At 42.9% G+C, this 13028-nt stretch carries 10 protein-coding genes; 5 read left to right on the top strand and 5 right to left on the bottom strand.

All coding sequences use genetic code 11. The annotated features are described in order from the left end of the window. Positions 1-62 precede the first annotated feature (62 nt). A complete protein-coding gene (locus tag KDW99_RS14465) occupies positions 63-2003 on the top strand; it encodes an FAD-dependent monooxygenase (RefSeq protein WP_255825708.1) in 1941 nt (646 codons plus the stop codon). Positions 2004-2098: 95 nt separating this feature from the next. After that, positions 2099-2851, top strand: a complete 753-nt coding sequence (locus KDW99_RS14470) for a helix-turn-helix transcriptional regulator (protein WP_255825709.1) — start codon at positions 2099-2101, stop codon at positions 2849-2851. Positions 2852-3026: 175 nt separating this feature from the next. Here KDW99_RS14470 and KDW99_RS14475 read toward each other — a convergent pair whose 3' ends face one another. The 5 genes from KDW99_RS14475 to KDW99_RS14495 form a co-directional block, all read right to left on the bottom strand. Continuing rightward, positions 3027-4373, bottom strand: a complete 1347-nt coding sequence (locus tag KDW99_RS14475) for a pyridoxal phosphate-dependent decarboxylase family protein (RefSeq protein WP_255825710.1) — start codon at positions 4371-4373, stop codon at positions 3027-3029. A gap of 356 nt (positions 4374-4729) precedes the next feature. Beyond that, a complete protein-coding gene (locus KDW99_RS14480; RefSeq protein WP_255825711.1) occupies positions 4730-5653 on the bottom strand; it encodes a LysR family transcriptional regulator in 924 nt (307 codons plus the stop codon). A 159-nt stretch (positions 5654-5812) separates the two neighbouring features. After that, positions 5813-7318, bottom strand: a complete 1506-nt coding sequence (locus tag KDW99_RS14485) for a tripartite tricarboxylate transporter permease (protein ID WP_255825712.1) — start codon at positions 7316-7318, stop codon at positions 5813-5815. Positions 7319-7328: 10 nt separating this feature from the next. Next, positions 7329-7748, bottom strand: coding sequence for a tripartite tricarboxylate transporter TctB family protein (locus KDW99_RS14490; RefSeq protein ID WP_255825713.1), 420 nt, complete (start codon positions 7746-7748; stop codon positions 7329-7331). Positions 7749-7801: 53 nt separating this feature from the next. Continuing rightward, positions 7802-8767: a tripartite tricarboxylate transporter substrate binding protein gene (locus tag KDW99_RS14495; RefSeq protein WP_255825714.1), complete on the bottom strand. Its 966-nt coding sequence runs from the start codon at positions 8765-8767 to the stop codon at positions 7802-7804. A gap of 543 nt (positions 8768-9310) precedes the next feature. On the opposite strand from KDW99_RS14495, the gene KDW99_RS14500 reads away from it, so the two are divergent. From KDW99_RS14500 to KDW99_RS14510, 3 genes are all read left to right on the top strand, one after another. Continuing rightward, positions 9311-10753: an NAD-dependent succinate-semialdehyde dehydrogenase gene (locus KDW99_RS14500; RefSeq protein WP_255825715.1), complete on the top strand. Its 1443-nt coding sequence runs from the start codon at positions 9311-9313 to the stop codon at positions 10751-10753. Between the two features lie 272 nt (positions 10754-11025). After that, on the top strand, positions 11026-11994 hold the full coding sequence (locus KDW99_RS14505) for a helix-turn-helix domain-containing protein (RefSeq protein ID WP_255825716.1): 969 nt from the start codon (positions 11026-11028) through the stop codon (positions 11992-11994). An 84-nt stretch (positions 11995-12078) separates the two neighbouring features. Further along, positions 12079-13020, top strand: a complete 942-nt coding sequence (locus KDW99_RS14510) for a SphA family protein (RefSeq protein WP_255825717.1) — start codon at positions 12079-12081, stop codon at positions 13018-13020. Positions 13021-13028 lie beyond the last annotated feature (8 nt).

Below are 13028 nucleotides of genomic sequence, written 5' to 3' on the forward strand. Positions count from 1 at the left end.
ATCCACGTACTCTTTACCTCATCAGTAAACGAACCAGCCAACTAATAAGAAAAAAGGATTATATGATGCAATATCACCTAAATGGTTTTAAGCCCGGTAACTATCAAGTTCCAGATTCCGTACGACTACCTGCTGCTCCACCAGCTATTGTTGACTTGCCCAAAAAAGTCGATGTGTTAATTGTGGGCTGTGGCCCAGCAGGACTAGCCTTGGCAAGGCAACTGTCGGAGTTTTCTGATATTACAACTTGCATCGTTGAACTTAAGTCCGGCCCCTTATTATTTGGTCAGGCAGATGGTATATCTTGTCGCACAATGGAAATCATGGAAGCATTTAATTGTAGCGAAATGCTAGTTAAGGAAACCTACCAGCTTAATAGAAATGCTTTCTGGGAGCCGGACGATAAGCAACCAGAGAACATAAAACGTACTCACAAAGTTCCTGACGCAAGAATTGGGCTCTCCGAATTTTCCCATGGGGTTGTAAATCAAGCTCGTCTACAAGATTTATTACTTGAAGGCATGGAAAATTCAATCACGAAACTTGTTCCCCATTACAATCGTCGGCTACTTGAGCTGCATGTTGACCCTAATCTTACTCAAGATTTGAATGCCCACCCTATTACGGCAAAATTCGCACGCAACGACATGTCACAATCAAGCAATGTCGAGACTATCCAAGCGCGATATGTCGTAGGTTGTGATGGTGCTAGAAGTGCTGTCCGTAAAAATCTATCAATAATGCTAGAAGGCGACTCAGCCAACAAAGCATGGGGAGTCATGGATGTTTTATTAGTGACAGACTTTCCCGATATCAGAGTGAAGTGCTTTATCCAATCAAAAGAAAACGGCGCCGTAATGCTTGTTCCCCGTGAAGGTGGTTATCTAGTCAGACTATATGTAGAACTCGGCCTGTTGGAGAAAGATCAAAGAGCATCTCATCTTAACCTTACCATTGAAGATATTATTGAAAAAGCACAACTCATTATGACGCCTTATCAAATGGATGTTAAAGAGGTTGCTTGGTGGTCTATCTATGAGGTTGGTCAACGAGTAGCAGATCGCTTTGATGATACACCTGCTGATAATTCAGAAAGTTTGATCCCTCGTGCATTTGTTGCAGGTGACGCCTGCCATACACACAGTCCAAAAGGTGGATGGGGGCTAAATACCTCACTACCAGATACGTTCAATTTGGGGTGGAAGCTAGCAGCTGTTTTATTGGGTAAAAGTCTGCCTAAATTGCTACAAACATACTCTTCGGAAAGACAAAAAGTGGCGCAACAACTCATTAATGCAGATAAAAAAATGTCCAGTCTGGTGGCAACTCGACCTACTGCTAAGTCCGGTGTTATACAAGCCAAAACCAATACAGCTGATATTGAAAAATTCATTGCCAGACAAAACGGTTTTATTGCCGGAACCTCCATTCAATATGATGCTTCATTTATCTGTACAGGGCACACGCATCAAGACTTGGCGACCGGATTTATCATAGGCCAACGTTTCCACTCAGCAACCGCCATTCGAGTTGCAGATGGTAGACGACAACATTTAGGACATCTGAATAAAGCAGATGGTCGCTGGCGTATTTTCATTTTTGGAAATCAACAAAATCCAATGGATACCACTTCAGATTCGTACAAGCTTATAGATTTTCTAGATCGCTCTGAATCTTCTCCTGTCCGAAAATACACCTCAAGCAGTAGCGACATTGACTCTGTCATTGATGTCTATGCTGTCTTTCAGCAACAAGATTTATCCATAGAAAATATGCCTAATTTCTTATGGCCAGCAAAAGGAAAATACGGGCTAAGGGATTACGAAAAGGTGTTCCATACAGAAGAAGGTAACGATATATTTGAACAACGCGGTATCAATCGCTCAAAAGGCTGTATGATTGTAGTACGTCCAGACCAGCATATTGCGAATATATTACCTCTCAATGCGTTTGATGGATTAAGGGATTTCTTTGATGGTTTCATGATCCCAACACAGGTATAAATACTCAAAAAGCGCCTCTTCAATAATAAATTGATAGAGGTGCATGCTTAACGAACAATGATGAAATGGCTACATGAGGCACGTCCAACGAGTATATGCATAACTCTCAAGATATCTGGCCAGATATATCCCAACAGATTGCTGGCTGCATAGACAAGCTCGGTAGCGGTGAATTTTACCCTAGATTTTTTCAGATGATGAAACACCTTGTTCACGTCGATCAGTACATGGTGTTTGAGTTTTCCCCCAATGGCGATTATGCAACCTGCCGCCTAGCACATAATGTAGAACATCCTGACCTAGGGGTAGAGCTGGCTTCACTATATTTGGACGGTGCCTATTTAGATGACATTATGCTAAAAGAATTAAAAGAGTCACTTCTTTCCCAAATGGACGTGGCATCGTGCCGTCTACTCGAAAAAAGAAAGCTTCCTCCCGTTTATCGGCAGCGATTTTTTAATGTTCCTAACTTCGATACTAAGTTTTCATTTGTGGTGATGGACCGAAAAAGCCAACATATTTTTTACATCAACTTTTACAGCAAAATAGAACATAGTTTTGCAGAAGAACAACTTGACTCGCTGAAGTCGATATCCTCCCTAATAGGTTCATTGTTGTTAAAACATTTTCGAGATGAACGTAAACAACGCGGAACGATGAAATCCCTACTGGCATCCGGCCTTTCTGAACGCGAATCTCAGATCTGCAATATGATACTTCAAGGTCATACAGCAAAATCAATCGGTAATCATCTTGAGTTGTCCGAATCGACAGTCATCACTTATAAAAAAAGAGCATTCAAAAAGCTAAGAATCAATCGAAAGTCTGAGTTAGTTCGGTTTATCTGACCAAAGACGAACAACCCTCAATTCCCGCCAAGTAGACACATCAATTGAATAGATTGCAACTGGATAGCCGCTGGCAGAGTAAAGCGCAAACTGAAAGGTGTCTACCGATTGGCATACAGGTGGTTATACTCTCGAACATAACCTTCCTGCATACCATTTAAACCTATTTTGCAGGTTATAGTTCGTTCTGAACTTTATCTAGAATAGACCAAATTAGATCTAACCAATCCTCATGCTCAGGTTTCATCAAAGAGGAACGTAGACAAGTCGTATATTCACTATCAACAACCACATCTGGGTATGCTTTTTTTATCAAATAAGATGGAAAACTAAAGGTAGCCAAATACAAATGCTGCTCTTCTGCTGCATGAAATGTCGCTTCAGATAACCTTGAGATTTCACTCGTGGTCGCTGCTTTTGGTGCCCACATCACAATATCCATATCTGGAACCAGTGGCGTAATAAAGCGATCATCCTTTTCTAAGCGAGAAAAAAGCGCTTCCGCCGCGCGACGACAGCTCGCTAAATCATTAGCAAACTCACCACCAACGTCCAACGGGAACATTTGCATCGTAGTCCACAATGCTACAGCCGACGCTCCGGCACGAGAACATTCGAGACTGATTTCACCTAAATGAAGTTCGTCTGAACTAAAGTAAGTATAAGGTGAATCGTGTTTATAAAAACGTCCCACCTCTGGGTCTTTGAATATGACACAACCACACCCATAAGGCTGAAGTCCATGTTTATGAGGATCAATCACAATAGAATCAACACAATGAGTGAGTGCAAACGCATCACACACATTAGACGGCAAGATATCCACTAACTTGTAATAACCACCGTAAGCCGAATCAATATGAACTCTAAAGTCATACTTATCTTGCAGTGCAATAATTTCAGGTAATGGATCAACGGAACCTACTGCAGTTGTTCCGAGAGTCACTACAACCGTACCAATATCGCCCTGCTTTAGCTTTTCCTCTAAGGCGGTGATATCCATACGAGCGTTGTCATCTACTGCGACCGCTTCGAAAGGAATCTGTAATACGCCACAAATACGATTATGGGTATAGTGAGCCTGTTGTGAGGCGACAATTTTCTTACTCGGATGCACCTGATTTGCAATCCATAAGGCTTCTAAGTTAGCAAGTGTGCCACCACCAGTAAGGTGTCCAAGATGATCTTGCCAGCCAAACATTTTTGCAATTCCAGCAACGGCTTCTTTTTCCATAGCCGAACTGGCCTTACCTCCATCCAAAGCATGATTATTAGGGTTAATCCACATGGCCATCATATAAGCCATACGCGCAATAGGATGAGGCGGTTTAAGCATTTGTCCTGCGTACAATGGATGTGGATAAGGATAGTTATCCCACATTTTTTCCGCTGCCTGCAGCAAGACTTCTTCGGCACGTTGTTGATCGTATTCTGTCTGAAACTCAGGCAGATCTGTGTAACCCTCGGCTAATTTATGCACCGCTCTTTCTAAAATTCCGATACTTTGCATTTCTATAGTCATGTTGTTTCCTATAATGTTGTTGCAATGCAGGCGTAGTTACTGTCATATCAAAAGTCAGACACTCATACCTGATGAGGAAGAATAGTAAGAGTAGGACTGTGGTGGCATTCTGAGAAATGATTAATGCTCACAAGTTCTGTGCAGAAAATTCATATGCACAGCCGTCTTAAAATTGTTTAAACTTCAAGCTATTAGTCAGCCTCGCTATTGTGATTTTTTTCATTTCAATAACTTAATCTCCGAGCTCAGGATTGCCGAGACCAGATAAAGGCTTAGCGTAATGAAGAGGCAAGAGCAATAATTCGCTCTGTGTGAATGAAGATAGAATGACTTATTAAGAAATCAATAAGATGGAATTATGTCATGCCTCTAGGCGAGTAAATAGAACGACACATTTGATCAGCGATAATTTCCCGAAGCCACCTATGAGCACTGTCATGTTGGTGAATACTGTGCCATAGCACATAGTAATTATGCTCAGGGATATTATCCATAGGCAAACTTAAATGGGTTAAGTCATAAATTTCACCAGCCCTTAGCGCTATGTGCTTAGGTGCGACCAACAACATATCCGTACTTGCAATCACCTTAAAAGCGGACGTATAAAAAGGCACTTCAAACGCAATGCGCCTTTGTTTATGCAAACGGCTCAACTCTATATCAAAGAAACTATCCTTATCGCCACCAATGGTAATACTAACAAACGGATACGCTAGCAGCTGTTCTAGACTAAGATCACTTTTTTGTAATAATGGGTGATCTTTGCGCAGCAACAAAGCAGGTTCGTCTCGGCCTAAATGAATACCATAAAGATTATCCGGTACTTGATTAATCATGGTAGCGACAAAATCAATTGGTTTTGATCCTAGACTGTCTAACCAATCGGATTGCCACGTTTTAAAGGTTAAATCGATTTGATTAGGTTGTTGATGCAAAGAAGACAAGATGTCGGGAAAAATGAAATTAGCCACATAATCTGTACAAGCAAACGTAAAACGTCGCTGGCACAAAGAAGGGTCAAAAGCCTCCTGTTGACGCAAGTTATCGATCTGATTAAGCAAGTCCTGCAATCTGGGCTTTAGCTGTTGGGCCATCGCCGTCAGTAAATAATCATTACCTTCTCTTACCAGAAGTTGGTCGCCAAAATACTCCCTCAACTGTGCCAACTGTCGGCTAATAGCAGATTGCGTCAAATGCAAAATTTTCGCGGCACTTGTCACATTACGCTGCTCAAGCAGTACCGCTAAAGCTCGCAACAAGTTGAGGTTTAAGCGCTCCATAAAACTCTCTTTCCGAAAAAGAAATAAGGTTTAACAATATCACTTTGCCTATAGCGAAACCACTTGATACCAAAACACATTAAAAACGCCTTTTACACTGATAGAAAATACCCTGAACTTCAATTCCGATTAAACTCAATTTTAGCTTTTATTGTCTTCTTATTGCTTCCCACTCTTAACTGAGGATCTAATTCCTAACCAGTAAATTGAAAAAACTGACATAAGCAACAAGGCAGCAGCAATCGGATGATTAATGAGATTCGTGATATCCCCACGAAGAATAGTCGCAGTTTGGCCTAAGGCAAGTTCAAACCGCGGTCCGAGAAAATAGGCAATGACAAAAATGACGATCGGATAGTTCAATGCGTTCATTATCATACCTATTGCGGCAAACATCAGCATGACATAGACACCGAACATACCACCAGTAGACAGATAAACCCCAACCATGCATAGCACAAGCCCACTTGAAAACACTATCGACTCAGGGGCCGTAATCAATTTTGCCCATAAGCGCAGTCCAAATAATCCAAAAATAAGGTTACAAACGTTAGCTATCATCATGGCGCCAAATAATCCGTAGACGAGTTGCCCCTGCTCTTCGAACAATAACGGCCCAGGCTGTAATCCTTGAATCATAAAGGCACCAATAAGCAAAGCAGCCGAGACGCTCCCCGGTATACCCAGCGTTAGTAATGGGATCAAACTGGCGCCACCAACAGCCGAATTGGCCGACTCTGTCGCTGCAATACCGCGAAGATCCCCTTTACCAAAGCTTTCAGGATCTTTAGCCGCTTGTTTCGTCGAGGCATAGCTCATAAAAGCGGCCGCGGTCGACCCAATCCCCGGTACAATGCCGATACAGATTCCTATCAGTGCGCCACGCAACAACACAAAACGACAAGATAAATATTCAGCCAAACTCACCCGTTTTTGATCATCGGTCTGATTTCGGGGAATATGCAATGCGGGCCGCATACCACCTGTCATTCCAGCAAGGCGAGCGATAATGACAGATACCGCCAACGACCCAATCGCAACCGATGAAATAGGAAAACCGCCATACAAATCAGTAAACCCAAACAAAAATCGAGGTGTCGAGTGCTCTGGGTCAAGACCGACCGTCGAGACAAGCAACCCCAAAGCGGTCGCGATGATGCCTTTTGTCACCGATGCACCAATCAGTCCAGAGATCAACGCAAAAGCCATAATAATCAACGCAAATATCTCAACTGGCCCCATCTTTAATGCGACAACCGCCAACGGCGCTGCCACGGTAATCAAAACCAGATCGCTCAGCGTATCACCGCTAACCGAGGAATAGAGCGACATTTTTAACGCTTTAAGTGGCTTCCCCTTTTTCGTCATCGGATAGCCGTCAAACGCCGTCGCACTGGCGTCTGGTGTACCAGGCATATTGATCAAAATTGCCGGAATAGCTCCCCCCACCAGCCCACCTTTATTAACTCCAATCAGGAAACCAATGGCGGATAAAGGCGCAAATACCAAGGTAAAAGGAATAGCGATCGCGATAGTCATTTCTTGACTACTCCCGGGCATAGCGCCGACGAACTGTCCAAGAACCACACCGGACAAAACGAAAAGGATAGTGGTCAGAGTAAACGCATCACCCAAACCGGCAAGTATTGTATTGAAATCAACCATAATGGTTCCTTTATGACAAAGCTCTACCGAGGACCTGCTCTACAAGCAACCAGACCCCCAATGGAATCAAAATACCGCCGAGCAACAACCAGTACCAACGCCTCTCACCGATGAAAAGCATAATCAGAAGCGCAAAAATAGGAGCAACATATTCAAATGCAAAGAGTTTCATCAACCAAGCAGTCGCTACCATCAATGCTAAAAGAACGACTGTGCGTAAAACAACACGACCATTAAAGCCAACATTATCTTTCAGCGTTATCAATTGTATCGACGATGCTCCGACGATAATCCACAACAATATTGTAGGAAGAGTGGCAGGAACAATACGACCGTAAGATACCGTTTCCACCTGTTGAGGCATCACTTGAAACAGAAAAGTGAGGCCAAAGACCAAAATGCCCCCTGTCACGATACGTTCTAAAGACATGTTCCCCCCTTAAAAAGCCGCCGGGCTTTATCAAGCACCAGCGGTCATATTTCTTAGTTTTCTGACTTAAATACCGACGCTTTGAGCAATGCTGTAATATCAGTAAGGCCATTTACCAGCTTGTCTTCTGTGCCCTGTGGCCCTAGATTAGTTGGCGTTGTCTGCATAACGTTGCTAATGAGCTTGGTTAAAGCATCTGAGTTGATTGCTTCATCAAGCGCTTTGGCTAAGGCATCCTTAGCCTCTGGCTCTAGCCCTTTAGGCGCGGCCAAGTAGAAGTAAGGTTCAGCGGAATAAGGATAGCCCTGTTCGATGAATGACTTGGTTTCAGGTGAGTAGCCCTGATGAGTCTTCGTCCCAACAGCAAGCATTTTTAGATCACCCGATTCAACGTATTGGATATGCGCACCCGCGCCCCAACCTGCCTGCAATTGACCGCCCAGCAAACCTTGAATAATTTCTGCGCCACTTTTATAACTAACCAGCTCAAAATCGGCATCTTCGGTATTATTGATGGCCTGCATCATCAAACGCATCTCTCCACCATCAAAGCCAACCAGTGCGCCATCATGTGTTTTCGAATACTTAATAAGTTCGCCAATCGTATTATATGGGGCATCGGCTGGTGCCACGACGGCAAGTGGCGCAACCACAACAGTCGCTAAGTAGTCAAAACTGTCTGTCGAGAAAGGAAGCGTATCGCCACGCTCCGCCAGATTAATCAGTGTCGGAATTGTGACCCCCATACCGATTGTGCGGCCATCCGCTTTTTGATAAACCAGAGATGAAAACATGGCAATACCGCCACCGCCTGGCTTATTTTTTACTATGATATTCCAGCCAGTATTTTCTTCCATTTGAGTAGCGATTGCGCGAGCTAGCGTGTCAGTACTACCGCCAGCACCAAAGCCAACTTCTAATGTCACAGGACCATTCGGCGTCCAATCGGCTAAAGCAATTCCTGGTATTGTCATTACCGCAGCGCACGTAGCTACTTTCAAAATATGAGTGAGTTTCATTTTTCTGACCTCTTTAGGTTTTAACGTGAGAGAAACAAGGTTTGAGTGGTTTTGCTTAACATGTAACAGTCACTCCTCAAAAAGATCTTCAGACAATTTTGAGTACTCGTAGCCACTCATGAAAAGCTGTCTTGTGTTGCCACTATTAGGGAAACTTACATTGGAACTCGTTACGGTTTCTTTATTCACTTAGAACCTCCAAGGTATTATTTTTATAATGAAATATAAGGAAGAATCTTAAGAGTAAAACTCTGCTAACCAGCTGAGAAATGAGTCGTACTCACTGGGCATATGCATAAAACTCATAAGCAGCCAGTGGCTTTATGAGTTAGTAAGAAAGGTCAAGATCATGGCTTCTGTGGCCATACAAAACGTTCTATTTAATCAAAACAAAATAGTTAACATGTTAATCTATTTACTTTAATCCTTTAAGATTTAATAATAGAGACGAGATTAATAAAAAATAACTCACTTTGAGACCTTTACACGACGTCGCGAGCGAAGGTCTCACTTTATTTATTGACCAACACATAGGTGATACTCATGTTAAAGGATATGTCCCTTCTTAAATCTCGCTGCTTAGTTAATGGTGAGTGGGTTGAAGCTGAAGCGAAAACCACACACCCAGTCACCAATCCAGCAACGGGCGAAACCATTGTTGAGATTCCTCACCTTTCTCCTGAAGAAATCCCTGCAGTGATTGAAGCTTCCAAAGTTGCCCAAAAGAAATGGGCCGCTTTACCTGCTAAAGAACGCTCTGCTGTTTTGCGTCGTTGGTTTGAGCTAATGATTGAGAATACAGATGATTTGGCCTTACTAATGACATCGGAACAAGGCAAACCGCTTGCAGAAGCAAAAGGCGAAATTGCTTATGCCGCCTCGTTTATTGAATGGTTCGCTGAAGAAGCCAAACGCATTTATGGCGATACGATTCCAGCGCCACGAGCAGACCAAAGGTTAACCGTTATTCGTCAACCTATCGGTGTTACCGCAGCAATTACGCCTTGGAACTTCCCTGCTGCCATGATCACGCGAAAAGCCGCTCCGGCTTTGGCAGCGGGTTGCTCGATGATTGTTCGTCCTGCAGATCTAACCCCTCTTACGGCGTTAGCATTGGCGGAATTAGCCCAACGTGCCGGTATCCCAGCGGGAGTTTTTCAAGTTGTAACCGGTTCGGCTAGTAAGATTGGCAAAGTTCTGACTGATAGTCATGTAGTGAGCAAGCTGTCTTTCACAGGCTCCACAGAAGTAGGCCGTTTATTAATGGCGCAATGCGCTGACACCATCAAAAAAGTATCTTTGGAACTTGGCGGCAATGCCCCTTTCATCGTCTTTGACGACGCAGATCTTGATAAAGCGGTTGAAGGCGCAATGGCCTCTAAATACCGTAATGCGGGACAAACCTGCGTTTGTGCCAATCGTATTTTGGTTCAACGTGGCGTTTACGACGAGTTTGCTGCCAAACTCACAGAGAAAGTTAAAGCATTAAAAGTGGGTAATGGTGCAGAGGCAGGCACAGACATTGGCCCTATGATCGAAGAAAAAGCCATTTTGAAAGTGGAAGAACACATTAAGGATGCCGTTAGCAAAGGCGCGACCTTAGTGCATGGTGGTGATCGTTTAGGTGGACTATTTATCACACCAGCCATTCTAACGGGCGTAACACCTGAAATGAACGTTGCTCAAGAAGAGACTTTTGGCCCTCTGGCACCACTTTTCCCATTCGATACGGAAGAGGAAGCTATTGCGATGGCGAATGACACTATTTTTGGCCTAGCCGCGTACTTCTTTACCCGTGACCATGCTCGCATGATTCGCGTATCAGAATCGCTAGAATACGGCATGGTTGGTCATAACACCGGCTTAATTTCAAATGAAGTAGCCCCTTTCGGCGGTGTGAAGCAATCAGGACTTGGCCGTGAAGGCTCTAAGTACGGAATCGAAGATTATTTAGAAATGAAATATATCTGTAGTTCCATTGCTTAGTTGTTAAAACATAGCAGCATTAGACCTCAGGCCTTCTCATCGAAGTGCCTGAGGTATCTATAGCGTTATTTTATGATGATATTTGTTAATCAACAGGATGGATTAAATAAAACAATTATACTGATTAAAAGACCCAAATAGTCTTTTATCAAAAGATCTTAGAAACTGAGTATCCGTTTTTAGCAAAAATGCTTTAACCCGATTTTTAAAAGGTACATGCTTTGCATTACCCCATTAAAAAATTCAAATAAAAATTATTCAGGGTGAAAATTATGCTCCAAAATAGTGCTTTTGAAATTCAATCTCAATCTCCTCTTTCATTTAAAGAGACCATTGATATTGAAGAACATGCAGGAAACATGTCGGGATGGAAGGTCCGCTATGACCAAATATCCGCAGGACAATTTGCAGGAAGCATTACAGAGCTCAACTTAGCTGGCATGCAGCTAATCAGAGACAAGTCTAACCAGGCGATAATTAAAAGTGGTGAGTCAGTACCTGACACCATCATGTTTACCCTACCTTTGACCCCCGTCGTTGAAAATCTATACTGCGAGGGACATATCTTCAATCCATCGAATTTACTGGTATCTAACTGGCAAAACCTTCCAGAAATTAAGACGCCAGCAAACCTAGATGTAATTTGCATTAATGCCGAAAAAGATCTTTTACAAAACGCACTTGATCGACAAAATATTATCCTTGATATATCGGATACAGCGCATTGTTATGGGCTAGACAAAATAAGCAATCAGGATGAATTACTGAACCTACTGAAAACAGTGATGACACCAAATAACACTCAGGCGCTGTTAGAACACGAAGCAATTCGAAAAGGAATAAGAGACACCTTACTGCAGAACTTGCTCGAGCTAGTTAATGAAGAGGAAGTCCAATATTTAACCTCTTTAGCACGAAAGCGTATTGTCGATAAAGCAAGAGACTATGTTCTAGCCAATATCAACGACGCCCCTTCGATTGTTGACTTGTGCAATAACGTGGGAGCCAGCCGCAGAAAGCTGCAATATTGTTTTCAGGAAACGCTAGGAATCAATCCCGTCACTTACCTAAGAACCATTCGACTCAATTCCGTGCATCGTGAATTATTAATGCAAGATGGCACCAAACAAGTGCAAAATATTGCGGCAAAATGGGGCTTTTTGCACTTAAGCCGCTTTGCAAATGACTACAAACAACTATTTGGAGAGCTTCCGTCGGACACCCTTAAACGAAATCAATAGTAAGTTTGCCAATTTCGGCTAACACATTTTTTGCACCGCTATGTAGTCTGAAGAGACAAAATAATTACATATAGGGAACAAAAAATGAAAACTCTTAAAAACAAACTACTATTAGCAACCATGGGTGGCGCCACCTTATTCGCAGTACCAAATTTGGCATTAGCAACTGAAAACGGTGCGCCAACTACAGCGATGGGTGTTTATGACTTCGGGGCAGGGTTTATGCCACCAGCAACGGATGTTGGCGCCTTTGGTTTACGTACTGCCTACTATAGCTCTGATTCGAGCAGAAATGCCGCTGGTAATGACAACGGCACTGACTTTTCGCTAGACGTACTCAGCCTTGGTTTAGCTTATATAAAAATGACCAATCACGAAATTTTCGGTGCTAAGTATGGCTTTAGTACAGTTGTACCTTTCTTCAGTATGGACGCATCTCTAAAAGTACCCGTCGCTTCGATCGACCGAAGTGCAGATATTACAAAACAAGCAGACATACAGGTCACACCATTGATCCTACAGTGGAACTTGTCTCCAAACTTAGCTATGAACGCACAATTCCAGATTCAGGCCCCAACAGGTGATTATGATAAAGATCGTCTGGTTTCTCCTGGCTTAAATCATTGGGCTTTCTCGCCTATTTATAATGTCAGCTACATTTCTGACACAGGTTTTGAAGTGTCTTCCAGCTTTGAGCTCGACATCAATACGAAAAACTCAGACACAGACTATAAAAACGGTATCGAATATCGTCACGAATTTGCTGTTGGACAACACGTCAATGAGTGGACTTTGGGGTTGGGCGGTTACTACTACCGTCAGTTAACGGATGACAAAACTTACTCTGGCTATACTGGTCAAGCAATCGTAGATGGCAATCGTGCAGAAACCTTAGCTGCTGGACCGGCGATAACCTACTTTAAACCTGGATCACCTATGGTTTCTTTCCATGCCTACAAAGAATTTAAAACGTCTAACCGAGCACAAGGTTACAACCTAGCTTTACGTGTTTCACAATCATTCTAAGAGGTAAT

Source organism: Marinomonas rhizomae, assembly GCF_024397855.1.
Taxonomy (GTDB): Bacteria; Pseudomonadota; Gammaproteobacteria; order Pseudomonadales; family Marinomonadaceae; genus Marinomonas; species Marinomonas rhizomae_A.